16 protein-coding genes and 2 pseudogenes are annotated in these 25,133 nt (G+C 66.6%); 5 read left to right on the top strand and 13 right to left on the bottom strand.

Going from position 1 to position 25,133, the window contains the following annotated elements; all coding sequences use genetic code 11:
• Positions 1-36 precede the first annotated feature (36 nt).
• Both SHTP_RS08975 and ffh read right to left on the bottom strand, forming a co-directional pair.
• On the bottom strand, positions 37-1,128 hold the full coding sequence (locus SHTP_RS08975; protein WP_096370378.1) for a metal-dependent hydrolase family protein: 1,092 nt from the start codon (positions 1,126-1,128) through the stop codon (positions 37-39).
• A 6-nt stretch (positions 1,129-1,134) separates the two neighbouring features.
• A complete protein-coding gene (ffh, locus tag SHTP_RS08970; protein WP_096370377.1) occupies positions 1,135-2,715 on the bottom strand; it encodes a signal recognition particle protein in 1,581 nt (526 codons plus the stop codon).
• 138 nt (positions 2,716-2,853) lie between these two features.
• Here ffh and SHTP_RS08965 point away from each other — a divergent pair, with 138 nt between their 5' ends.
• Positions 2,854-3,069 carry a hypothetical protein gene (locus SHTP_RS08965; protein ID WP_011740092.1) on the top strand — a complete coding sequence of 72 codons (216 nt, stop codon included), beginning with the start codon at positions 2,854-2,856 and terminating at the stop codon, positions 3,067-3,069.
• Positions 3,070-3,284: 215 nt separating this feature from the next.
• Positions 3,285-5,021, top strand: a complete 1,737-nt coding sequence (locus tag SHTP_RS08960; RefSeq protein WP_096370376.1) for a DEAD/DEAH box helicase — start codon at positions 3,285-3,287, stop codon at positions 5,019-5,021.
• 26 nt (positions 5,022-5,047) lie between these two features.
• Here the strand turns inward: SHTP_RS08960 and SHTP_RS08955 are convergent, their stop codons facing one another.
• The 11 genes and pseudogenes from SHTP_RS08955 to sepIVA form a co-directional block, all read right to left on the bottom strand.
• Complete coding sequence (locus SHTP_RS08955) at positions 5,048-7,486, bottom strand: [protein-PII] uridylyltransferase (protein ID WP_096370375.1); 2,439 nt, start codon at positions 7,484-7,486, stop codon at positions 5,048-5,050.
• A gap of 93 nt (positions 7,487-7,579) precedes the next feature.
• Positions 7,580-7,918: a nitrogen regulatory protein P-II gene (gene glnB / locus SHTP_RS08950; protein ID WP_012393592.1), complete on the bottom strand. Its 339-nt coding sequence runs from the start codon at positions 7,916-7,918 to the stop codon at positions 7,580-7,582.
• Complete coding sequence (locus SHTP_RS08945) at positions 7,915-9,348, bottom strand: ammonium transporter (RefSeq protein WP_096370374.1); 1,434 nt, start codon at positions 9,346-9,348, stop codon at positions 7,915-7,917. The genes glnB and SHTP_RS08945 overlap by 4 nt, the downstream gene beginning before the upstream one ends.
• Before the next feature lie 143 nt (positions 9,349-9,491).
• Positions 9,492-10,868 (bottom strand): signal recognition particle-docking protein FtsY, encoded by a 1,377-nt coding sequence (ftsY, locus tag SHTP_RS08940; protein ID WP_015355175.1) that lies wholly within the window; start codon positions 10,866-10,868, stop codon positions 9,492-9,494.
• Positions 10,869-10,927: 59 nt separating this feature from the next.
• Complete coding sequence (gene smc / locus SHTP_RS08935) at positions 10,928-14,530, bottom strand: chromosome segregation protein SMC (protein ID WP_096370373.1); 3,603 nt, start codon at positions 14,528-14,530, stop codon at positions 10,928-10,930.
• 98 nt (positions 14,531-14,628) lie between these two features.
• A complete protein-coding gene (locus tag SHTP_RS28745) occupies positions 14,629-14,910 on the bottom strand; it encodes an acylphosphatase (RefSeq protein ID WP_231991593.1) in 282 nt (93 codons plus the stop codon).
• A 6-nt stretch (positions 14,911-14,916) separates the two neighbouring features.
• A pseudogene (locus tag SHTP_RS28740) lies at positions 14,917-15,321 on the bottom strand (OsmC family protein); the annotation flags it as partial.
• A gap of 90 nt (positions 15,322-15,411) precedes the next feature.
• The gene (mutM, locus tag SHTP_RS08925) at positions 15,412-16,290 is read right to left on the bottom strand and encodes a DNA-formamidopyrimidine glycosylase (RefSeq protein WP_096370371.1); all 879 of its coding nucleotides are present in this window, start codon (positions 16,288-16,290) and stop codon (positions 15,412-15,414) included.
• Positions 16,291-17,022, bottom strand: a complete 732-nt coding sequence (gene rnc / locus SHTP_RS08920) for a ribonuclease III (protein WP_011740085.1) — start codon at positions 17,020-17,022, stop codon at positions 16,291-16,293. It lies immediately after the preceding gene.
• Positions 17,019-17,612 (bottom strand): YceD family protein, encoded by a 594-nt coding sequence (locus SHTP_RS08915; RefSeq protein ID WP_096370370.1) that lies wholly within the window; start codon positions 17,610-17,612, stop codon positions 17,019-17,021. Before SHTP_RS08915 ends, rnc begins: the two co-directional genes overlap by 4 nt.
• A 74-nt stretch (positions 17,613-17,686) precedes the next feature.
• On the bottom strand, positions 17,687-18,424 hold the full coding sequence (gene sepIVA, locus SHTP_RS08910; RefSeq protein ID WP_015355171.1) for a cell division protein SepIVA: 738 nt from the start codon (positions 18,422-18,424) through the stop codon (positions 17,687-17,689).
• Positions 18,425-18,693: 269 nt separating this feature from the next.
• Here sepIVA and SHTP_RS08900 point away from each other — a divergent pair, with 269 nt between their 5' ends.
• From SHTP_RS08900 to SHTP_RS30360, 3 genes and pseudogenes are all read left to right on the top strand, one after another.
• The gene (locus SHTP_RS08900; RefSeq protein ID WP_172900657.1) at positions 18,694-19,479 is read left to right on the top strand and encodes a thioesterase II family protein; all 786 of its coding nucleotides are present in this window, start codon (positions 18,694-18,696) and stop codon (positions 19,477-19,479) included.
• 705 nt (positions 19,480-20,184) lie between these two features.
• Positions 20,185-21,960 carry a long-chain-fatty-acid--AMP ligase FAAL26/FadD26 gene (fadD26, locus tag SHTP_RS08895; RefSeq protein WP_096370367.1) on the top strand — a complete coding sequence of 592 codons (1,776 nt, stop codon included), beginning with the start codon at positions 20,185-20,187 and terminating at the stop codon, positions 21,958-21,960.
• A pseudogene (locus tag SHTP_RS30360) lies at positions 21,957-25,065 on the top strand (type I polyketide synthase); the annotation flags it as partial. The gene fadD26 and the pseudogene SHTP_RS30360, both read left to right, overlap by 4 nt.
• Positions 25,066-25,133 lie beyond the last annotated feature (68 nt).

The raw sequence follows: 25,133 nt of genomic DNA, 5'->3' as shown, positions 1-25,133 counted from the left end.
GCCAGGCGCGAGTAGCCGCGCACGACCGCCGCTGAGCTAGCGGTGACCTAGTTGGTTGGGGCGATAGGTCCGGCCGCGCAGGATCACCAAATCCGGCCGGTTAAGTATTGCGGCACCCCGACGGGGGTCTTCGGAAAAGCACACCAGGTCCGCCGATACCCCGTGCTCTACCGTGGGCCGGCCCAGCCAGCGCCGCGCCTCCCAGCACGCGGCACCCAGCGCCTCGGTGGCGCTCATTCCGATCTTCTTGAGGGCTTCGACCTCGTCGGCGATCCGCCCGTGTTGGATCGTGCCGCCCGCGTCGGTGCCGGCGTAGATCGCAATCCCCGCCTCGCGCGCCGCCGCGACCCGCGGGTAGGTGCTCGCATACAGGTCGCGCATGTGGGCGGCGTAGGTCGGATAGCGGACGGCGGAATCGGCGATGCCGGGAAAGTTCTCGACGTTGATCAGCGTGGGGACCAGAGCGGTCCCGTGGTCGCGCATGAGCGAAATCGTGTCGTCGGTCAGGCCGGTGCCGTGCTCGATGCAGTCAATCCCGGCGTTGATCAATCCGGGCAGCGCATCCTCTCCGAAAACGTGCGCGGTGACCCTGGCACCGTTGGCGTGTGCCGCGTCGATGGCGGCTTTGAGTACCTCGTCGGACCACAGCGGGGCGAGATCGCCGATTTGGCGGTCGATCCAGTCCCCGACCAGCTTGATCCAGCCGTCGCCGCGGCGGGCTTGGGCGGCCACCGCGGCGGGCAACTCGGATTCGTCTTCGAGTTCTGGCGCGAATCCCGGAATGTAGCGTTTCGGTCTGGCCAGATGGCGGCCCGCGCGGATGATTCGCGGCAGGTCTTCGCGGTCGTCGAGGGGGCGGGTGTCGGTGGGTGCCCCGCAATCGCGCAGCAGCAGCGCCCCCGCGTCGCGTTCGGCTTCGGCTTGGGCGATGGCCTGGTCAAGCTCGATGGCACCTTGGTGGCCCAGCCCAACGTGGCAATGCGCGTCGACCAGCCCGGGCAGAATCCAGCCGCCGTCGAAGACCGTGTCGGCGCCGCTGACCGGCTCCGTGCTGATGTGGCCGTCGACGATCCACAGCTCGACCGCAGTCTCGTCGGGCAGCCCCCGCCCCCGCACGTGCAGTCGCACGGCGGACTACTTCTTGCCCGGGAAATTCAGCTTGGACAGGTCGAAGTCGGCCAGGCCGGGCGGCAGCTCATCGAGCCCTTCGGGCATCTGCGACAGATCCGGGAATCCGGCCGGCATACCCGGCATACCCGGCATGCCCGGCATGCCGAAGGGACTTTTCACCTTCGGCGGAGTCGGACCGCGGGCGCCCCCCTTCTTGCCCTTCTTGCCGGCCTTGCCTTTTGCACCCTTGCTTTTTCGGGTCGCGGACTTGCGCCCCATGCCGGGGATGCCCATGCCGCCGAGCATCGACGACATCATCTTGCGAGCTTCGAAGAAGCGGTCGACCAGCTGGTTGACCTCCGACACCGATACACCGGAGCCGTTGGCGATACGCAGCCGCCGCGACGCATTGATGATTTTGGGGTCGGCCCGTTCTTCGGGTGTCATACCGCGGATGATGGCCTGGATCCGATCCAGGTGCTTGTCGTCGACCTCGGCCAGCGCATCCTTCATCTGCGCACCACCGGGCAGCATGCCCAGCAGGTTGCCGATCGGGCCCATCTTGCGCACCGCGAGCATCTGCTCGAGGAAGTCTTCCAGGGTCAGTTCGCCGGCGCCGATCTTGGCGGCGGCTTGTTCGGCCTGCTCGGCGTCAAAGACCTGTTCGGCCTGTTCGATCAGGCTCAACACGTCGCCCATGCCCAGGATGCGACTGGCCATGCGGTCCGGGTGGAAGACGTCGAAGTCCTCGAGCTTCTCCCCGGTTGACGCGAAAAGGATCGGAACGCCGGTCACTTCGCGGACCGACAACGCGGCACCACCGCGGGCATCGCCGTCGAGCTTGGTCAGCGCCACCCCAGTGAAGCCGACCCCTTCCCCGAATGCCTGGGCGGTGGCCACGGCGTCCTGGCCGATCATCGCGTCCAGGACGAACAGCACCTCGTCGGGGTTGATGGCCTTGCGGATGGCCGAGGCCTGGGTCATCAACTCCTCGTCGATGCCCAACCGGCCGGCGGTGTCCACGATGACGACGTCGAAATGCTTGGCCTGGGCTTCGGCCAGCCCCGCCGCGGCGACGGCTACCGGGTCGCCGGGGCTGGATTCGGGCGAGGCGCCCGGATGCGGCGCGAATACCGGCACCCCGGCCCGCTGGCCGACCACCTGCAGCTGGTTCACTGCGGCCGGTCGCTGCAGGTCACACGCCACCAGCAGCGGCGTGTGGCCTTGGCCGCGAAGACGTGCGGCCAACTTGCCGGCCAGCGTCGTCTTGCCGGACCCCTGCAGACCGGCCAGCATCACCACGGTCGGCGGTGTCTTGGCGAAAACCAACTCGCGCGTCTGGCCGCCGAGGATGCCGACAAGCTCCTCGTTGACGATCTTGACAACCTGTTGCGCCGGGTTGAGGGCTCCGGATACCACGGCCCCACGGGCGCGTTCTTTGATCCGGTGGACAAAAGCCCGAACCACCGGCAACGAAACGTCGGCCTCGAGCAGGGCCAGCCGGATCTCACGGGCAGTGGCATCGATATCGGCGTCGGTGAGGCGGCCCTTGCCGCGCAGCCCCTGCAGGGCACCGGTCAACCGGTCGGACAGCGATTCAAACACGACCGCCAGCCTAATGCGTAATCATGGTGCGGCACCGTCGTGGCCCTTGGTCCGCTCGCCGGCGCGACAAATCCCGCCGTGCCACAGCGCGACCTCCCGCCGCGATTGAAAGCCCGCCGGAAGGGCTAACCAAGCCCCATGGTTGCGTTCCGAGTTATCGACCCGCACGGCGCGATCGTCGCGACGAAGAACTGCGACAGCGCCGAGGACGCACACACGTGGTTCACCGGCTCGGTTGCGGGCAGTTCCCGGCTGGGCTGGCGGTTGGAGGTCAACGACGGCGGCCAGTGGGCGTTCTTCGACGACACCGGCGGATTCACCGCGCCGGCAAGCCGCCACCGAGCGTCCGGGTAGCTCCCAGCACCGCACCGACCGGTGTCGTGCACGTGCCGAAATGTGTTGTCATGCTAGATTTCACACTCGCCAAGTCGTCGACCGGCCGATGAAGACCGTCGTGAGCTGCGCCGCGAGGGCACCGCGCGGCAGCGACGCCGCGGATCCGGGGCTTGGCAGTGGCTCGATTGGTGAACGCCAGGCGCGGCCGAACAGCTACGGGGGGAGCAAGGTCGATGCAGTCGGTAAGCCCCGCCGAACCCATCATCGAGGGCACTCGACCGCTGCGCAGCTGGCAGCGCAGGGCACTGGTGAAGTACCTGGGCACCCAGCCGCGTGATTTCCTGGCGGTGGCCACCCCCGGGTCCGGCAAGACGGCATTCGCCCTGCGGATCGCGGCCGAAGCGCTTGGTCAGCGGGCCGCAGAGCAGATCACGGTGGTGGTGCCCACCGAGCATCTCAAGACCCAGTGGGCGCAGGCGGGCGCTCGGCTGGGCCTCTCGCTGGACCCGAAGTTCAGCAACTCCAACGCCCAGACTTCGGCCGAGTATCACGGTGTGGTGGTCACCTATGCCCAGGTCGCAGCGCATCCGACGCTGCACCGGGTGCGCACCGAGCAGCGCAAGACCCTGGTCATCTTCGATGAGATCCACCACGGCGGCGATGCCAAGACCTGGGGCGACGCGATCCGGGAGGCGTTCAGCGACGCGTCGCGCCGGCTCGCGCTGACCGGGACGCCCTTCCGCAGCGACGACTCCCCCATCCCGTTCGTCAACTATGAGCCCGACGGGAAAGGTGTGTTGCGCTCCCAGGCCGACCACACCTACGGCTACGCGGAGGCCCTTGCCGACGGCGTGGTCCGGCCGGTGGTGTTCCTCGCCTACTCCGGGCAGGCCCGCTGGCGCGATAGCGCGGGCGAAGAGCACGAGGCGCGACTGGGCGAGCCGCTGTCGGCCGAACAGACCGCACGGGCGTGGCGCACGGCGCTGGATCCGGCCGGCGAATGGATGCCCGCGGTGATCGCGGCCGCGGACCGGCGACTGCGTCAGTTGCGCGAGCACGTGCCCGATGCCGGGGGCATGATCATCGCCTCCGACCGCACCGCCGCCCGCGCCTACGCCGCGTTGCTGCAGAAGATGACCGGGGAAACACCCACGGTCGTGCTCTCCGACGACCCCGGATCATCGGAACGGATCACGGAATTCTCCAACGGCACCAGCCGCTGGCTGGTCGCGGTGCGCATGGTGTCCGAAGGCGTCGACGTGCCCCGCCTGTCCGTGGGGATCTACGCCACCAGCGCTTCGACACCGTTGTTCTTCGCGCAGGCCATCGGCAGATTCGTCCGGTCCCGCCGACCGGGCGAAACCGCGAGCATTTTCCTGCCCTCGGTGCCCAACCTGTTGCAGTTGGCCAGCGAACTCGAGGCCCAGCGCAACCACGTGCTGGGCAAACCGCATCGCGAATCCCTCGATGATCCGCTCGACGGCGATCCGGCCACCAAGACACAAGACGAGCAGGGCGATCTCGAGAAGGGCTTCACCTCGCTAGGAGCCGACGCCGAACTCGATCAGGTCATCTTCGACGGCTCCTCGTTCGGGACCGCCACCCCGGCGGGCAGCGACGAGGAAGCCGATTATCTGGGCATCCCCGGCCTGCTGGATGCCGATCAGATGCGCGCCTTGCTACACCGTCGCCAAGACGAACAACTGCAGAAGCGGGCCCAGCTGCAACAAGGGGTCACACAAGTCGGGACGCTGGCCGAGCCGGCCACCACCCACGGCCAGATCCGCGAGCTGCGCCGCGAGCTCAACACCCTCGTGTCGATAGCCCACCACCGGACCGGCAAGCCGCACGGATGGATCCACAACGAACTGCGGCGGCGCTGCGGTGGACCACCGATCGCCGCGGCAACCCGCGACCAGCTCAAGGCGCGCATTGACGCGGTGCGCCAACTCAACGCCGAACATGGGTGAGGCCGGCCGGCCCCCGGTTCGCACGGCTAGTCGCCGACGGGCTCGTCGAGCAGCACGTCCGCGGACCCACCCAGCACGGCCGAGAGCTGCTGCTCCATCGCGGCCCGTGCTTGGGGCTCGTCGAGCCCGGCCGAAACCGTCACGCAGAACACGTCTGCGGCGGTCGAACCGAACGTGTTCACCTTGGCCCAGACGATGTCTGCGCCCGCCCGTTCCAGCGCGCGCGTCAGCAGCGCGAGCAGTCCCGGCCGGTCCATCGAACGAACTTCGAGCACCAGCTGATCGGGGGCGGCGGAGTCGAGCCAAAGGATGCGCGGCGGCGCGGTCGAACGCGTGACCGGCACCCCCGCGACCACCTCGCCGGCTCGCTGGGACGCGTTGCTGGTGGCCTCGCTGTCCCGCTTTTCCACCATGGCGAGGGCGTCGATGTCGCCGCTGAGCGCGCCGACGAACTGCTGACGCAACAGGTCGGCGGCGGCCGGGGTGCCGAAAAGCGGGGACACCACGAATTGGGTGATCGCGACGCCCTCGTGGCTGTTCACCCACGCCGAATGCACACCCAGCGAATTCAGCGCCAACACCGCCGCCGCCTTGGACACCAACCCGGGCTTGTTCGAAGCGGCCATCACCACCTGGTACATGCGAGCACTCTCGCCGGGCGCGATCTCCACGTGCACTCCGTGGTCGACCGACAGCGAAACATAGTGTGGTGCTTCGGGATCGGCACGCGGCAGCGGTTCGCCCGCCATCGCCAAGCGGCAGCGCGACACCAGGTCGTCGACCAGCGACGCCTTCCAGTCACTCCACACACCCGGACCGGTCGCCTTCGAGTCCGCTTCGGTCAGCGCACGCAGCACCTCGAGCAATTGCGGATCCCCGCCCAGGGCCTCCGACACCCGCGTGATGGTGCTGGGGTCATTCAGGTCGCATCGGGTGGCCACGACCGGTAGCAACAAGTGGTGGCGGACCAGCTTGGACAGCAGATCGATGTCGGGGGCGGAAATGCCCAGCCGCTGGCCGATCGCCACGACCATCTCGGCGCCGAGCACGCTGTGATCGGCTCCCCTGCCCTTGCCGATGTCGTGCAACAGCGCGCCGAGCGCAAGCAGGTCGGGCCTGGCCACCTGCGTGGTGAGCGGCGCCGCCTGCACGGCGGTCTCGATCAGATGGCGATCCACCGTCCATTTGTGGGCCACGTCGCGCGGCGGCAGGTCTCGGATCGCACCCCACTCCGGCAACAGGCGCCCCCATAGCCCGGTGCGATCGAGCGCTTCGATGGTCACCACCGCGGTAGGACCGGCCAGCAGCACCACCAGCAGGTCGTCGAGGACCTCTCGGGGCCACGGCGTCGGCAATTCCGCAGCGCTGTCGGCCAACCGGCGCAGCGTGGCGGCACCGATCGGCAACCCGGCGTGGGCCGCCGCGGCGGCCATCCGCAGCACCAGACCGGCATCTTGTTCGGGTTGGGCATCGCGGGCCAGCACGATTTCGTTGGCACATTCGACCACGCCCTCGTCCAGCGGGCGCCGCTTGGGGCGCCGCCGCAGGGCTGAGATGCCGCGCCGGGGCAGGGCATTGCAGGCGGTCCGCAGCCCGCTTTCGGCGTGGTAGGCGATGGTGCGGCCAGCACTGGACAGCATTCGGGCCAGGTCGAACCGATCACCGAAATGCAGCGCCGCGCTGATGTCGTCGGCATGTTGAGCCAACAGCAGGTCGCGGCCACGGCCGGAGACCCGGTGCAACTCGGTACGCACATTGAGCAGGGTGAGGTATGCGGCATCCAGTGAACCCACCGGCATGTCGGGCGTGACCAGGCCGTGGCGATCGATGAGCTGGGCGATCGCCAGCGCGTCGAGCAACTGGACATCGCGCAGGCCACCGCGACCCGACTTCAGATCGGGCTCGGCGCGGTTGGCGACGCGCCCGCAGCGCAGCCAACGGTCGTGGGTCATGTCGACGAGTTCGTTCATCCGCGAACGGATTCCGCTGCGCCACTGGCGGCGTACGCCGTCGATCAAGCTCGCCGAGAGCTGTTGGTCCCCGACGATGTGGCGGGCTTCCAACATGCCCAGCGCGGCCGCCATGTCGGCACCGGCCACACCCAGGGCATCCGAGACGGTGCGCACACTGTGGTCCAGCCGAATGTTGGCGTCCCACAGTGGATACCACAGCGCATCGGCGACATCGCCCAGTTCCTCGACGGGTTTGCCGTCGTGCAACAGCACCAGATCCAGGTCCGAATACGGCAGCAGCTCGCGCCGGCCGAGCCCGCCGACCCCGACGATCGCATAACCGCTGTCATCGGCGATCCCGATCTGCGCGGCCTTGACGATCAGCCAGGACTCATGCAGATCCAGCCACGCCTGCCGCAACTCGGCCGGATCCATGTCGCGATGATCATCGGACAACAACTGGCGCCGCGCGGCAGCCAAATCGCTTACCGCGCGGACACTCCCCGGCTCCATGACCTCCGAATCAGATAGCCCGGACGGGTCCGGCCGGTGCTGTCTCACGCCCGGCCGGCCCATCCGGATTCGTTGCGCAATGCGCGGCTATTCTCACAGCGCGTCAGGTCCGCGTTCACCCGTGCGTACTCGCACGATGGTGTCCACGGGGCTGACCCACACCTTGCCGTCGCCGATCTTTCCGGTGCGCGCGGCCCGGACGATGCTGTCCACGACCTTGTCCACGATGGAGTCGTCGACCACGACCTCGATTCGGACCTTGGGCACGAAGTCCACCGAATATTCGGCGCCCCGGTAGACCTCGGTGTGCCCCTTTTGCCGCCCATAGCCCTGGATCTCGCTGACCGTCATTCCCAAGACTCCAGCTTCTTCGAGGCTGGTCTTGACGTCGTCGAGGGTGAACGGCTTTACGATCGCTGTGATCAGCTTCATTTCGGCTCCGCCTCCACTTTCTCGCCTACTCGCTCCTCTAGGCCGTTACGCGAATCCGCGACGATGCCGGGACGAGGTAGAACCGAACCGCTAGCGACCGCGAAGTCGTAGCCGTTCTCGGCGTGCTCAGCCTCGTCGATGCCCGCGGACTCCTGCTCCGGACCCAGACGCAACCCGATGGTGTACTTCAGGATCAAAGCAAGGATGAACGTGACTACACCAGAATAGATGAGAACGCTAGAGGCTCCGACAGCTTGTCGTACCAGCTGATCGAAGCCGCCGCCGTAGAACAGGCCCTTGGAGACACCCTCGACTCCGTTGATGGCCGGGCTCTCCGGGGCGGCCATCAGGCCCACCAGCAAGGTGCCGGCCAGACCACCGACCAGGTGCACGCCGACCACGTCGAGCGAGTCGTCGAATCCAAGTCTGAACTTCAATCCGACCGCCAGCGCACACAGCACCCCGGCTACCGCGCCGACCACCAGCGCGCCCAGCACGTTGACCGAAGAGCACGACGGGGTGATGGCAACCAACCCGGCGACAATGCCCGAGGCGGCACCCAGCGTGGTCGCCTTGCCGTCCCGGATTCGCTCGGTGAGCAGCCAGGCGAGCATCGCCGCGGCCGTAGCGACGGTGGTGGTGACGAACGTCGTGGCCGCGGTGCCGTTGGAGCTGGTCGCCGAACCGGCGTTGAACCCGTACCAGCCGAACCACAGCAGCCCCGCCCCGAGCATCACGAACGGCAGGTTGTGCGGTCGGAACAGCGTCGTGGGCCAACCGCGGCGCTTGCCCAGCACCAGCGCCAGCACCAAGCCGGCCACACCGGCGTTGATGTGGACCGCGGTTCCCCCCGCGAAGTCGATCGCGTGCAGCTTGTTGGCGATCCAGCCGCCGGTGGCAGCGGTGACGCCGTCGAACGAGAAGACCCAGTGCGCGACCGGGAAGTAGACGAAGGTCGCCCACAGTCCGGCGAACAGCAACCAGGCGCCGAACTTGAGCCGGTCAGCCACCGCCCCCGAGATCAGTGCGACCGTGATGATGGCGAACATCAGCTGGAATGCCACAAACACCGTCATGGGCAGCGAACCGGCCAGCGGGATGTCCACCGCCGCGGTCTGCGTGGCGGGATCCGCGGGCGCCCCATTGCCCCCGATCAGCCCCTTCAACCCCAGGTATTCGGTCGGGTTTCCGGCGACGCCGCCCATGTCGTTGCCGAAAGCGATCGAGTAGCCGTAGAGCACCCACAACACGGTCACAACGCCCATCGCGCTGATGCTCATCATGATCATGTTCAGCACGCTCTTGGCGCGCACCATGCCGCCATAGAAGAACGCCAGCCCCGGCGTCATCAGCAGCACGAGCGCGGAACTCGCCAGCATCCAGGCAGTGTCGCCGGTGTCGGGCACGCCCATTATCGGGAAGTCACTCACTCGTTATCACCTCCAGTCAGCGTTGGGAGGGCTCCAGATTTGTTGACTGGTGACCTGATCCAGAACCATGCGCAGTAGTTGTTGCAGCAATGGTGCCGACGTGTTTCATCAGGATTAACGTAAAACTTGCTGTGGAGTAGCTTTCAGCCGAGCAGGGCGTCGACAAACGCGGCGGGTTCGAACGGCGCCAGGTCGTCGGGGCCTTCGCCGAGCCCAACCAGCTTCACCGGCACGCCGAGTTCCTGTTGAACGCGAAAGACAATGCCGCCCTTGGCTGTTCCGTCCAGTTTTGTCAGCACCACCCCGGTGATGTCGACGACCTCGGCAAAGACCTTGGCCTGAGCCAGCCCGTTCTGCCCGATGGTGGCGTCGAGCACCAGCAACACCTCGTCGACGGCCGCGCGCCGGGTCACCACACGCTTCACTTTGCCCAGCTCATCCATCAGGCCGACCTTGGTGTGCAGCCGACCGGCGGTATCGATGAGGACGACGTCGGCGCCCGCGGCAACCCCCTTGTCGACGGCATCGAAGGCCACCGATGCCGGATCGGCTCCCTCGGCCCCGCTGACCACCTCCGCGCCCACCCGGGCCGCCCATGTCTGCAGCTGGACCGCCGCCGCCGCCCGGAAGGTGTCCGCCGCACCCAGCACCACGCGCCGGCCATCGGCCACCAGCACCCGCGCCAGCTTGCCGACCGTGGTGGTTTTGCCGGTTCCGTTCACGCCGACCACCAGCAGCACCGACGGATGGTCCGGATGCGGCAACGCGCGGATCGAACGATCCATGTCGGGTTGCAGCGCCTTGATCAGAACATCGCGCAGCACCGCCCGGGCGTCATCCTCGCTACGGACATTGCCGCTGGCCAGCCGGCTGCGCAACTGTGACACCACCGCCTCGGTGACAACCGGTCCGAGGTCGGCGACCAACAGGGTGTCTTCGACGTCCTGCCAGGAGTCCTCGTCCAGGTCACCGCCGCCGATCAGGCCCAGCACACTGCGCCCGAGCGCGTTCTGCGACTTGGCGAGGCGTCCGCGCAGGCGCTCCAAGCGGCCTTCCGGCGGCTCGATGACCTCGGCCTCGGCAACCTCGGGCGCTTCGGGCGCTTCGGGTGCTTCGGGCGCTTCAGGCACTTCGGGCGCTTGGGGGGTCTCAGGTGCGACCGGCGGCGCCACCGGTTCTGCGGCAACCGGGGCGGGGGTCTCGGGTTCGGGCTCGATTTCTGGTAGATGAACCTCGGAGATGGTGCGTTTCGGGGCGTCGCGCGGGATGGTCGCGTCGTCGCCGACCGCGGGCAGGCCGCTGGTGTCTATCCGATCGGCCGGTTCGGTGGTCGTTGGCGTCTGGCTGAAGGTGATGCCCGAGGACGCCGTGTAGCCGCCCGAACGGTCTTTGGACTCCACCTCCGGCCGGGCCGCCAGGCTGATCCGGCGCCTGCGGTAGCGCAACAGACCCACAACCAGCGCGACGATGACAAGCAATGCGGCAATGACCGCGATCGCGACCCACAGACCTTCCGACACGCTGACAATCCTTCCAGTGCTAGACGCGAGGCAGTTTCCGAAGCAGTTTCAGCCGAACGCTACGACGAGTTGGCAACCAGCCGATCGACCTGCTGACCGCGGATCCGCTGCGAGATCACCGCGGTGATGCCATCGCCCTGCATGGTGACCCCATAGAGCGCATCGGCGACTTCCATCGTCGGCTTCTGGTGCGTGATGATGATGAGCTGCGATCGGTCCCGCAGCATCTCGAACAGGCCGATCAACCGGCGCAGGTTCGTGTCATCGAGGGCCGCCTCCACCTCGTCCATGATGTAGAACGGCGACGGACGGGCCCGGAAGATCGCCACCAGCATCGCCACCGCGGTCAGCGCCTTCTCACCACCGGAGAGCAACGACAGCCGGGAGACCTTCTTGCCGGGCGGGCGGGCCTCCACCTCGATGCCGGTGGTGAGCATGTCCTCGGGCGCGGTGAGCCGCAACCGGCCCTCACCCCCCGGGAACAACGAACTGAAGACGATCTGGAACTCACGTTCCACGTCGACGAAGGCGTCGCTGAACACCTGCAGGATGCGGGCATCGACGTCGGCAACCACATCCAGCAAATCCTTGCGGGCCGCTTTGACGTCCTCGAGCTGGGTGGACAGGAAGTTGTAGCGCTCCTCTAGCGCAGCAAATTCTTCCAGGGCCAGCGGGTTGACCCTGCCCAGCTCCGTCAGTTCACGCTCGGCGCGTTTGGCGCGGCGCTGCTGGGTGGCGCGATCAAAAGGCATCGGGGCCGGCGCGACGACCTGCTCGCCACGTTCGCGGGCCTGTTCGAATTCGGCCATCTCCAGCTCGGTGGGCGGCAGCGCAACATCTGGGCCGTACTCGGCGACCAGATCTGAGGGCGCCATCCCGAACTGCTCGAGCACCATCTGTTCGACTTGCTCAATTCGCAACGCCGCCTGGGCATTTGCCACCTCGTCACGGTGCAGCGAATCAGTCAGTGTGGCCACTCGGGCGCTCAGCGAGCTGGTTTCTTCGCGAACCGCCGACATCGCCGCTGAACGCTGCTGCCGCTCGGCCGCCAACTCGTCACGAAGCTGCGATGCCGCGTCGACCACCCGGTTCAACCGCCACGCCAACAGCCGCCCGGATTCTGCGACGGCCGCGGCCACCGCCGCCGAGCGCAATCGAACCGCCCGCGCAAGCTCGGCGCGCACCCGGGCTTCGCGTTCCGCCGCGGCGACCCGGCGCAGCGAGTCAGCCCGCCCGCGCAACGCGTTGGCACGCTCCTCGGCGGTCCGCACGGTGAGCCTGGCCTCCACTTCAATGGCGCGCGCGCTCTCGGCAGCCGCCGCTATCTCCTGGCGGTCGACCGGTTCGGCAGCCTGGACGTGCTGGGACTCTTGAGCGTTGCGCAGCCGGCTCTCCAGCTCGAGGACCTCTTCGAGGGTCTGCGTTCGCCCAACCTCTAATTCCTCACGCTGTCGCAGCAGCCTGGTCCACTCTTCCTCGGCCCCACGCGCATCCTGTCCGATGCGGCCCAGTTGCTCATACATCGCCGAAATGGCGGTGTCGGATTCGTTGAGCGCCGCCAAGGCCTGTTCGGCCGCATCCTGGCGGGAGGTCTGATCGGTCAACGCGCCCGAGAGCGCCGCGCCGAGTTCCGCCACCCGCACCTCCGCGGCGGCCAGCTCGCGACGGGCCTTGTCGATCTCCGATGTGATCTCCAGCGTGCTGGGTTTGCGGTCCGAACCGCCGCTCACCCAGCCGGCACCCACCAGATCACCGTCGAGGGTGACCGCACGCAGTTGAGGTTGGGCCTGCACCAGATCCAGCGCTTCGGACAAGTCGTTGACCACGACAACGCCCGAGAGCATCGCCGTCATCGCTGGCCGTAACCGCGACGGCACCTCGATCAAATCCAGCGCCCACAGCGTCCCGGACGGCAGGCCACCGGCCGCCCGGTGGTCGTGGGCATCCGGCCAGTCACCCAGCACCAGCGCGGCGCGGCCGCCGTCGGCCTGCTTGAGCGCGGTGACCGCGCTGCGGGCTGCCCCGAAACTGTCGGCGGCCAGCGCCTCGGCCGCAGACCCGAGCACTGCGGCAACTGCCGCCTCGTAACCCGAACGCACCTTGACCAGCTGGGCAACCGATCCGAAAAGCCCCGCGTCGCTGTGATTGCGGGCCAGCCACGCCGCGCCGTCTTTGCGGTCCAGACCCACCGACAGCGCCTCGATGCGGGCCCGCAGCGACGCCACCTGCCGCTCGGCGTCACGTTCGGCGACCTGCAGTTCGGCGAGCCGCTGCTCAGCCAGCCGCAGTGCCGCCACCGTGCGTTCGTGCTGCTCGTCCAGGCCGACCTCGCCCTGATCCAATTCGCCGACGCGGGCCTGCACGGTCTCGAACTCCGCGCGGGTCTGCTGGGCCCGGGCGGCGGCATGTTCGATGCGCTCGGAGAGCCGCGCAACGCTGTCGTCGATCGATTCGACGCGCGCCCGCATGGTTTCCACCTGTCCGGCCAGGCGCGCCAACCCCTCACGGCGGTCGGCCTCGGCGCGGACCGCTGCCAGGTGCGCGCGGTCGGCCTCGGCGGCACGATGCTCACGGTCGGCCAACTCCGCGCGCGCGGCATCCAGCCGGTCGCGGGCTTCGGCCAGCTCGACCAGCAGCTGTTGTTCGGCGATCGCGACCTGCTCGGCCTCTGCGTCCAACGCGTCCGGGTCGGTGTCGCTGTTGGTCACCGGCTCGACGTCGAGATGCTGAGCACGCTCGTTGGCGATGCGCACCGTGGTGCCCACTCGTTCGGCCAATGCCGACAACCCGAACCAGGTGTGCTGAACCGACTCCGCCCTGGACGTGAGCTCGGCCAGCGCCGCCTCGTGAGCGGCCAACTCTTCGGCCGCGACGGTCAGGCGGGCAGCGGCCTCGTCGTGCTCGCGACGCATCGTCGCCTCGGCTTCGAAAATGGCTTCGCGCTCGGCGCGCCTGCTCACCACATCGTCGGCGGCCAGCCGCAGCCTCGCATCGCGCAGATCGGCCTGAATGGTCTGGGCACGGCGGGCCACCTCGGCCTGTCGGCCCAACGGCTTGAGCTGGCGACGCAGTTCGGTGGTCAGGTCGGTGAGCCGGGCCAGGTTGGCCGACATCGCGTCGAGTTTGCGCAAGGCCTTTTCCTTGCGCTTGCGATGTTTGAGCACACCCGCGGCTTCTTCGATGAATGCGCGGCGGTCCTCCGGTCGCGACTGCAGGATCTCGTCCAGCTTGCCCTGACCGACGATCACATGCATCTCACGGCCGATGCCCGAGTCGCTCAGCAGTTCCTGGACATCCATCAACCGGCAACTGCTGCCGTTGATTTCGTACTCACTGGCGCCATCGCGGAACATGCGCCTGGTGATCGACACCTCGGTGTACTCGATCGGCAGGGCGTTGTCGGAATTGTCGATCGTGACCGTGACTTCGGCGCGCCCCAGCGGTGCCCGCGACGACGTACCGGCGAAAATGACGTCTTCCATCTTCCCGCCACGCAGGGTCTTGGCGCCCTGCTCCCCCATCACCCAGGCCAGGGCATCCACCACATTGGACTTGCCGGATCCGTTGGGCCCGACCACGGCCGTGATGCCCGGCTCGAAGCGCAGAGTCGTCGGCGCAGCGAAGGATTTGAAGCCCTTCAGCGTCAGACTCTTGAGGTACACGACCAGCCAGACTACCTAGCAGCGCATTCGCCCCACCCGGTCCCCCGCAAGCTGGCGGACCCGCGCACCCTCAGTCGCGGTGCGTCTCGCCGCCCGGGCTATCGCTCGCTGAACCCACTGATCGGTTCAACCCGTTGCGACCAGTCCGCGACGACCTTGTCCACCCGGCCGGGAGTGGTATCTCCCTCGAGCAGCTGCAGCAGCTGCACACCCGAGTCGCGCGGACCCTGGGCGACCACCATCACCCGGCCGTCAGCGTGATTGGCGGCGTAACCGGTCAGGCCCAGCTCCAGCGCCCGGCAGCGGGTCCACCAGCGGAAACCAACCCCCTGGACGTGACCGTGCACCCATGCGGTCAGCCGCACATCCGGCTGTGACACGGGCGCGACATCGGCGACCTCGAAGTTGACCACGGTGCCCGACTTCAGCGTGCGGCCCACGGTGCAGACCAGGTCGATGGCCCGGTCGACGACCACGCGCACGAGCTCCTTCTCCTCTTCGGACAAACCCGACAGGTCCAGCTCCAGGGTCTCCTCCAGCAGCGGATAGCGTTCCTGATCGCGGTCGCCGGCACCGGAAACCCTGACCACGGCTTGGTAGTCGTCGCCGAGACGACGAGCCAGCGGCCGGTCACTGGACATGCCGCTGCACGCGGCAAGCGCAATCTTCATCAACTCGCCCGGGGTGAACACCCCATCGACGTCCTCCGAGCCGATGAGTACCTGCGCACCCCGCGAGCTGTGTCCGGTATAGCGGCGAGCACCGGTGCGTTCGACCCACAGTTGCGTCATGGCTTCTTTCTACTAAATTGCGGTGCCGCCTCCGGACACCACTACCGCCCCCGGACGGCGCCAGGTCACCCCCCACGAACTCAACTCTGGCTACCGGCGGGGCCGCGGCTGACATCTCGGGCAGTAGAACGACGAGCGGTTCATGAACTTTTCTCGACGCATCACCGCACCACAGCGCCGGCAGTGTTCTCCTTCGCGGCCGTAGGCGTCCAGCGATCGGTCGAAGTAACCCGACTGACCGTTGACGTTCACATACAGCGAATCAAACGAGGTACCGCCCTTGGCCAGCGCCTCACGCATCACATCGGCGGCCGCATCCAAGACCGCGCCCAGTTGCCGACGGGTCAGCGTGGCGGCCACCCGGGCGCCATGCACCTTGGCCCGCCACAGCGCCTCATCCGCGTAGATGTTCCCGATTCCCGAGACCACCTGCTGGTCGAGGAGTTGGCGTTTGATCTCAGAGTGCTTGCCCCGCAACACTTTAATGACGGAGTCAACGTCGAAGAGCGGATCAAGCGGGTCACGCGCCAGGTGCGCGACCGGCGCCGGTACCACGCTGCCGTCGACGCTCACCAGGTCGGCAAGCTGCCACCCGCCGAAGGTCCGTTGGTCGGCGAAGCTCAGCACCGTCCCGTCATCGAGCACGGCGGAGATCCGCACGTGCTCGGCGCGTGGAACACCCCCCAGCAACATCTGCCCACTCATCCCCAGGTGCACCACCAGCGCGGCGTCCGGATCATCGCGCACGGTCGTGGGCGCCCCAGCGTCCAGCGTCAACCACAGGTACTTGCCGCGCCGATCGGTTCCGCTGATGCGCGCGCCGAGCAGCCGCGCCGTCAGGTCGGCCGGCCCGGCTTCGTGGCGGCGCACCGCACGGGGGTGGTGGACCCGCACCGCGGTCATCGTCTTGCCCACCACGTGGTCCTGCAGGCCGCGCCGCACCACCTCGACTTCGGGCAGCTCGGGCATCTAGGCCGACGAATTGCCGGGCATGGCGCCGTCGAGGACTTCCAGACCTTCGAGTGCCTGGTAGGCGGCGGCCGCCGCCTTCTGCTCGGCTTCCTTCTTGGAACGCCCGACACCCGATCCGTATTCGGTGTTGTTCACCACGACCACCGCGGTGAACTCCTTGTGATGATCCGGACCGGTGGATGTCACCGCATAGGACGGGGCGCCCAGACTGCGCGAGGCGGTCAACTCCTGCAGGCTGGTCTTCCAATCCAATCCGGCGCCCAGCGTGGGTGCCGCGTCGAGCAGCGGACCGAAGATGCGCAGGATCGCCTCGCGCGCCACCTCCATGCCGTGGTGCAGGTATATCGCGCCCAGCAGCGATTCCATGCCGTCGGCCAGGATGCTGGATTTATCGGCACCACCGGTGTTGGCCTCACCCCGCCCCAACAGCATGTGGGCACCCAGACCGTGGTCAGACAGGTGGCGCGCCACATCGGCCAGCGCCTGAGTGTTGACCACGCTGGCCCGCAGTTTGGCCAGGTCGCCTTCCGAGCGTTCCGGGTGCCGGTGGAAGAGTTCGTCGGTGATCGTCAGCCCGAGCACCGCGTCGCCCAGAAACTCCAGCCTCTCGTTGGTCGGCAACCCGCCGTTCTCATAGGCGTAGCTGCGATGCGTCAACGCCAGCGTGACAAGTTCCTCAGGCAGCTCGACGCCCACCGCGTCGAGCAGCGCTTGCCGTGACACGCTCACCGCTCACCCCGCCCCGTCGCCTCGGGGCCGTCGGGGGTGAACATGTCGGCCAGCTTGGACCACCTCGGATCGATTTGGTCATGGTGATGACCGGGCTCGGCATCCAAGGCGACACCGCACTGTGGGCACAGTCCCGAGCAATCGGGCCGGCACACCGGCGACAACGGCAGTTCCAGACCGACGGCGTCGATGATCGGTTGCTCGAGGTCGATCCTCTCGTCGACGACGCGGCTGACCTCGCCTTCCTCCGTGGTCCCCTCGGTGGTGCTGTCGGGATAGGCGAATAGCTCGGTCAGGTGCACCTGCACGCTGCCGGTGACGGGAGTAAGGCAGCGGGAGCACTCACCGACGGTGTCCGCGGCGACGGTCCTTGTCACCAGCACTCCCTCCGATACCGACTCCACCCGCAGGTCGAGCTCCACCGGCGCACCCTTGTCGATCGCGATCAGGTCCAGCCCGATGCGTGAGGGGCTGTCCACAGTGGTGTGCACGGTGACCATCGACCCGGGGCGGCGCCCGAGTCGTGCAATGTCGACCGTCAAGGGGCTACTTACATGTCCCGATTTTGTCTGGCTGCGCTGCCTTGCCATAGGCGAAATCCTACGGCGCGAGCCCGCGATCTGGCGCCATCCGGTTTGCCCGGCCTCCCGGCGCCCGCTCGCGACTAGCGCGTGGCGTAGTCGTGCGTACCGGCCGCGGTGCGTAGCTGGTGGCGTCCCCGCCCGACAGAACGGAGCGTGCCGTTGAGCATTTCCTCGAACTCGGCGAGTTTGGTGTCCACATAGACATCGCATTCACCACGCAGCCGGTCAGACTCGGCGTGGGCGGTATCGACCAGCCGGGTGGCTTCCGCATTCGCCGCCTGGACCACCTCGTTCTGCGAAACCAGGCGCTGCTGTTCTTTGATGCCCTCCTGCACGGCGTTCTCGTAAGAGATGTTGCCGCTTTCGATGAGCCGATCGCATTCCGACTTGGCCCGACTCATGCTCGCTTCGTATTCGCGCTTGGCCGCGGCCGCGATACGAATGGCCTCCTCGCGTGCTTCCCCCACCATCCGTTCGCTGTGCTGGCGCGCCTCACCAACCATCCGATCGGCCTGAGCTTTCGCATCGGAGAGAATCCGGTCAGCCTCCGCACGGGCGTGGTTGAGCATCGATTCCGACTCGGTGGTCGCCGAGGACACCATCGAGTCGGCATGGGCCTTGGCCTCCTGCAGCATTGAGTCGCGCGCGTCGAGCACATCCTGGGCGTCGTCGAGTTCACCCGGAATCGCGTCTTTGATGTCGTCGAGCAGCTCGAGCACGTCGCCGCGGGGCACAACGCATCCGGCCGTCATCGGCACGCCGCGGGCTTCTTCGACGATTGCGCCCAATTCGTCGAGCGCTTCAAAGACTCGGTACACGGCCATACCCTCCTGGTATCACTGGCACTGCTGTTGTTACCAGTGTGCCCGGTGTTATCCCTGTGACGATGGTTCGGCACCGGTGTGTCGGGTCTATTTCCAGATTTCAACGCAGCCTCGGCGACCCGCGATACGGCGGTTCCCGCAGCACACGGCCACGCCCAGCGGCCGGCCGGGCCGGCGGGCGTGGCCCCCGAAGCGGTCATCGCCGGGCCCGCGCGGCACCGCGTCAGTGAGTCGGCTAACCACCACGACGAGCAAGAACGCCGATACAAGCGGTTTGTAAACCAAGGTATGGTGACCCCGTGAACGGGCGCTCAAGCAACAGTAAAAGCGACGAAAAGCTAACTGCACCTACGCTATACATCTTCCCACATGCCGGTGGAACGGCGAAGGATTACGTTCCATTTGCTAAGGAGTTTTCCGGCGAAGTGAAGCGGGTAGCCGTCCAATACCCCGGCCAGCAGGACGGGTACGGCCTGCCACCACTGGAAAGCATCCCCGGCCTCGCCGAGGAAATCTTCGCGATCATGAAGCCAGCGGCTCGGATTGACACTCCGGTCGCGCTTTTCGGTCACAGCATGGGCGGAATGCTGGCCTTCGAAGTGGCACTGCGATTCGAAGCGGCGGGATATCGGGTACTTGCCCTGTTTCTGTCCGCCTGCTCGGCGCCGGGTCACATCAAGTACAAGCAACTCAAGGGCTACTCGGATAACGAGATGCTCGACCTCGTCGCCCGGGCAACTGGAACCGATCCAGAATTCTTCAACGATGAAGAATTTCGAGTGGGAGTCCTGCCGACATTGAGGGCAGTTCGAGCCATCGCCGGTTATAACTGCCCACCGGAAAACAAATTATCGTGCCCAATCTACACATTTATCGGGAGCAAAGATTGGATTGCCACCCGAGAAGACATGGAACCGTGGCGCGAGCGCACCACCGGAGACTTTTCGCTCCGCGAGTTTCCCGGCGACCATTTTTACCTGAACAAAAATTTGCCAGAGCTGGTAAGCGACATAGAGATCGGAACGCTGCAGCAGTTTGACCAAATTTAGCTAGGGCGAAACCTGGGCCCGCGACGCCGGCTGACGGGCGGCTTACGCCGCTCCGGCATCCCGGTTCGCTGCACGCTGACGGGGGCCGCCGGGCCGCCGCAAGCCCACCCAGTTTCGCCCCCGCATGCCACCTAGCCTGGGCCGATGTGCCATGGATCACCCGCGACGGAGGTTTCACCGATGTTACCTTTGTCACAACTGGACGCCAGTCCCAAAACCGCTGGCATCCTGGTCCTAGCAGTCGAAACCTCATATCTCACGCAACTGGACATTGGTCACACATGCCTCAACTGGACATTGGTCACACATGCCTCAAATTTCACAGAACGTACGACCGCTTCCCCCGGGGGGGCATGAAATTAGCGCTCAATGCTGATCAAAGCGCTGGGATACTAGATAGTGCGATCTGCGGGCGTCGCAAGCAGCGACCAGATTTTCCGAATACCGCCCGCACCTGTCTCCGAAGGCGCATACCCTACAGCTAGGGATTCGTTATTCGGGGAACTGGGTTTAGTCTAGGCCCGACTGCTGGTGCCACGCAGGCGTGCTTTGCGAGGTGCAAAACTGCGGCAGCAACAGAGCGGCCTGGTCAATGCGGACCAGCGCGGTTAGACAGCGCTGCGAAGTCTCGCTGTGCGATCGCAAGCGGGTTCACAGCTTCCGCAACACATAATTGAGCAGACAGCCGAATGGGAGTGTAGTGCGATGCCGGTGACCGACCGTTCCATCCCCTCTTTGCTGAAGGAGCAGGCCGACCAGCGGCCCAACGAGACTGCCTTTACTTTTCTGGACTACGACTTAGACCCCAACGGCTTTGCCGAGACGTTGACTTGGTCGCAGGTTCATGCGCGTGCCTGCGTCGTTGCTGACGAACTCACAATGTATGGCGTTCCGGGTGACCGAGTAGCAATTTTGGCGCCGCAGGGGCTGGAATACATTGTCGCGTTCCTCGGGGCACTACAGGCCGGATTTATCGGGGTCCCACTTTCCACACCGCAGTACGGCGTTCATGACGAACGTGTATCCGCGGTACTGCGGGATTCCCAACCGGTCGCCATTCTCACGACCTCGGCCGTGGTAGGCGTCGTAACAAAATACGCCAGCTCACAAGACGGACAGCCCGCTCCGTCGGTCATCGAGGTCGACCTGCTCGACCTGGACACCCCGCACCCGCAGCAAGCTCTCCCACAGCCCGCCTCCGGGTCCGCGTATCTGCAGTACACGTCCGGGTCGACCCGCACCCCGGCTGGCGTCATCGTCTCGCACGAGAATGTCATCGCGAACGTGACGCAGAGCCTGTACGGGTACTTCGGCGGTCCCGACAAGTTCCCCGCGGACACCACCATGGTCTCATGGCTGCCACTGTTTCACGACATGGGACTCATCCTCGGAATTTGCGCCCCGTTGGTGACCGGTTGCACCGCCGTCTTGTTGAGCCCGATGTCGTTCCTGCGCCGGCCGGCCCGTTGGATGCAGTTGCTGGCCAGCCATCCCAAATGCTTTTCCGCGGCGCCGAACTTTGCCTTCGAATTGGCGGTGCGCAGGACGACCGACGAGGACTTGGCCGGACTCGACCTGGGTGATGTGCTCGGGATCGTCAGCGGCAGTGAGCGCATTCACGTGGCAACGATCAAGCGGTTCACCGAGCGTTTCGCTCCCTTCAACCTCAGCCCCGCTGCGGTGCGGCCGTCCTACGGCCTCGCCGAGGCAACCCTCTACGTGGCCGCACCGGAACCCGGCACCACCCCCAGGACGGTCCGGTTCGACTACGAGTCCCTGACCGCCGGCCATGCCAGGCCGTGCCGGGCTGACGGATCGGTCGGCACCGAACTCATCAGCTACGGCTCGCCCGACCCGTCGGCCGTGCGAATCGTCAACCCCGAGACCATGATCGAGAACCCATCGGGGACGGTCGGTGAGATCTGGGCGCATGGCGAGCACGTGGCCATGGGGTACTGGCAGAAGCCCGAGCAGAGCGACCGCACGTTCAACGCACGGATCGTCAATCCCGCGCCCGGAACACCTGAGGGGCCGTGGCTGCGCACCGGAGACTTGGGCGTCATGTCCAATGGCGAACTGTTCATCATGGGCCGGATCAAGGACCTCATGGGCCGGATCAAGGACCTCGTGATCGTGGACGGCCGCAACCACTACCCCGACGACATCGAAGCGACGATCCAGGAAATCACCGGCGGGCGCGTGGCGGCCATTGCCGTGCCGGACAACATCACCGAGCAACTGGTGGCGATCATCGAGCTGAAGCGACGGGGGGCTTCCGCGGAGGAAGCCATGGTCAAGCTCTGCTCGGTGAAGCGCGAGATCACTTCGGCGATCTCGAAGTCACACAGTCTGCGGGTGGCCGACGTCGTGCTGGTACCGCCCGGCTCGATCCCGATCACCACCAGCGGAAAGATCCGGCGTGCGGCCTGCGTCGAACGCTATCGCAGCGACGGATTCAATCGGCTGGACGTGACGGTATGACACCGAGCATCGGTGGAGAAGCCGACCTCCGCCACTGGCTCGTCGATTACCTGGTCACCAACATCGGCTGCCCACCCGATGAGGTCGACCCCAACCTTTCGCTGGCTGACCTCGGCGTGAGTTCCCGTGACGCCGTTGTGCTGTCGGGCGAGTTGACCGAGTTGCTGGGCAGGACCGTCTCCCCGATCGACTTCTGGGAACATCCGACCATCAATGACCTGGCCGCATACCTGACCGCGCCCGAGCCCAGCACGGGGGCCGAAGCCGCAGTGAGCCGCACCGTGCGCGGCTCACTCGAGGAGCCCATCGCCGTTGTCGGCATGGGGTGCCGGTTTCCGGGCGGGATATCCGGACCGGAAGCGTTGTGGCAGTTCCTCTGTGACCGCAAGTCCTCGATCGGTCGGGTTCCCGACGAACGGTGGGCGCAATTCGACGACGGATCGCCCGCGGTAAAAGCGCTGCTGGCCCGCACCACCCGGTGGGGCTCGTACCTGACCGACATCGATGCCTTCGACGCGGATTTCTTCGAGATCTCCGCCAGCGAGGCCGACAAGATGGACCCGCAGCAACGCCTGCTGCTGGAGGTGGCGTGGGAAGCGTTGGAGCACGCGGGAATTCCGCCGAGCTCGCTGCGCCGTTCGCAAACCGGGGTGTTCGCCGGCTCATGTCTGAGTGAATACGGCGCCATCGCTTCCACCGACCTCACTCAAGTCGATGGCTGGAGCAACACCGGCGGCGCGATGAGCATCATCGCCAACCGCCTCTCCTACTTCCTTGACCTGCGTGGCCCTTCGGTGGCAGTTGACACCGCTTGCTCGTCGTCGTTGGTGGCGATTCATCTCGCCTGCCAGAGCCTTCGCATGCAGGACTCGAACCTGGCGATCGCCGCCGGGGTGAATTTGCTGTTGTCTCCGGCGGTGTTTCGCGGATTCGATCAGGTCGGCGCATTGTCGCCAACCGGCAACTGCCGCGCCTTCGACGCGGCCGCCGACGGTTTCGTCCGTGGTGAAGGTGCCGGGGTGGTGGTGCTCAAGCGGTTGACCGATGCGCAGCAAGACGGCGATCGAGTGCTCGCAGTGATCTGCGGTTCGGCGATCAACCAGGACGGTCGCTCCAACGGTCTGATGGCTCCCAACCCGGCCGCGCAGCAGGCCGTGCTCCGTGCGGCCTACACGAACGCGGGGATGCAGCCCAGCGAGGTCGACTACGTCGAAGCGCACGGGACCGGAACATTGCTGGGCGACCCGATCGAGGCGCGCGCCCTGGGCTCGGTGCTGGGCCGCGGTCGTCCCGAGGAATCTCCGCTGCTCATCGGCGCCGTCAAGACCAACCTCGGCCACACCGAGGCAGCGGCCGGAATCGCCGGTTTCATCAAGGCGGTGCTGGCGGTGCAGCATGGCCGGATTCCGCCCAACCAGCGTTTCGAGAGCCCAAACCCACACATTGCCTTCGCCGACCTGCGGATGAAGGTCGTTGGCGAACTGACTGATTGGCCGGACACGGGTCATCCGCGGCGGGCCGGCGTGTCGTCATTCGGATTCGGCGGCACCAACGCCCACGTGGTGATCGAGCAGGGTCAAGAAGCGGCTTCCTCGCCCGAGGCGGACTTGACCCCGGCGCTGTCGACGCTGGTGGTGGCGGGTAAGACGCCGGCGCGGGTGGCTGCGACGGCCGGGATGCTGGCCGATTGGATGGAGGGCCCGGGCGCCGAGGTGGCGCTGGCCGATGTGGCCCACACGCTCAACCATCACCGTTCCCGGCAGGCCAGGTTCGGCACCGTGGTCGCCCGGGAACGCGCCCAAGCGGTGGCCGGACTACGCGCGCTGGCCGCCAACCAACACGCCCCCGGCGTGGTCAATCCAGCCGACGCCCCGCCCGAGCCGGGCACCGTGTTCGTCTACTCCGGCCGCGGATCGCAGTGGGCCGGAATGGGCCGCCAACTGCTGGCCGACGAACCCGCCTTCGCCGCAGCCGTCGCCGAACTGGAACCGGTATTCCTGGCCGAAGCCGGGTTCTCCCTGCACGACGTCCTGGCCAACGGAACAGAACTAGTCGGCATCGAACAGATCCAGCTAGGTCTGATCGGCATGCAGCTCACCCTCACCGAGCTGTGGCGTTCCTACGGAATCCAGCCCGACCTGGTCATCGGCCACTCCATGGGCGAGGTCGCCGCCGCCGTGGTCGCCGGAGCACTGACCCCCGCCGAAGGATTGCGGGTGACCGCCGTGCGCTCGCGGCTGATGGCCCCACTGTCCGGACAAGGCGGTATGGCCCTCCTGGAGCTCGACGCGTCCCAGACCGAGGCGCTGATCGCCGACTACCCACAGGTCACGCTGGGCATCTACAACTCGCCACGCCAGACCGTGATCTCCGGGCCCACCGACCAGATCGACGAGTTGATCACCGTCGTACGCGCCCGCGACCGTTTCGCCACCCGAGTCAACATCGAAGTGGCCCCGCACAACCCCGCCATGGACGCGCTGCAACCCCAGATGCGTTCGGAACTAGCGGATCTGGCGCCGCGGACCCCAACAATCCCGATCATCTCCACCACCTACGCGGACCTGGGCGCTGCCCGCGAATCCGGCCCGACCTTCGACGCCGAGCACTGGGCCATCAACATGCGCAACCCAGTGCACTTCCAACAAGCCATCACCGCAGCGGCAACCGACAAGCACAACTTCATCGAAATCAGCGCACACCCGCTGTTGACCCAAGCGATCCTGGAAACCCTGCACACCGTGCAGCCCGGAAGTAAATACACCAGCCTGGGGACCCTGCAACGCGACAGCGACGACACCATCGTCTTTCGCACCAACCTCAACACCGTGCGCACCGCCCCACCCCAAACCCCCCACCCCCCCGAACCACACCCCCAAATCCCCACCACACCCTGGCACCACACCCACCACTGGATCGACACCCCAGCAGTCGCCAGCCGATCGGCATCAACCCCGGACAAGGACGCCGCTGGGTCCAGCGAGCCCTCGGTGTCGGGCGACTCCGACGATGCGGTTGACTCCTGCCACTACCGGGTGGGCTGGCCCACCAAGCCGTTGGCTGATGCCAAGGCAAGCACCGAGACCGCAAGCGGTACCCGGTGGCTGGTGTTCGCGGACGCAGAGCTCGGTGCCGAGCTGGGCCTGGCCGCCGGCGCACAAACACGCGTCGAC

The organism is Mycobacterium ulcerans subsp. shinshuense (assembly GCF_002355775.1).
Lineage (GTDB): Bacteria > Actinomycetota > Actinomycetes > Mycobacteriales > Mycobacteriaceae > Mycobacterium > Mycobacterium marinum.
Note: the sequence above shows the minus strand (reverse complement) of the source record. Positions and strands in the feature narration are given on the sequence as shown.

Coding starts and splice junctions, on each gene's coding strand:
- SHTP_RS08965 (WP_011740092.1), top strand. CDS start 2,854: ATGGTTGCGTTCCGAGTTATCGACCCGCACGGCGCGATCGTCGCGACG.
- SHTP_RS08960 (WP_096370376.1), top strand. CDS start 3,285: ATGCAGTCGGTAAGCCCCGCCGAACCCATCATCGAGGGCACTCGACCG.
- SHTP_RS08955 (WP_096370375.1), bottom strand. CDS start 7,486: ATGGAGCCGGGGAGTGTCCGCGCGGTAAGCGATTTGGCTGCCGCGCGG.
- glnB (WP_012393592.1), bottom strand. CDS start 7,918: ATGAAGCTGATCACAGCGATCGTAAAGCCGTTCACCCTCGACGACGTC.
- mutM (WP_096370371.1), bottom strand. CDS start 16,290: ATGCCCGAGCTGCCCGAAGTCGAGGTGGTGCGGCGCGGCCTGCAGGAC.
- SHTP_RS08915 (WP_096370370.1), bottom strand. CDS start 17,612: ATGGCAAGGCAGCGCAGCCAGACAAAATCGGGACATGTAAGTAGCCCC.
- fadD26 (WP_096370367.1), top strand. CDS start 20,185: ATGCCGGTGACCGACCGTTCCATCCCCTCTTTGCTGAAGGAGCAGGCC.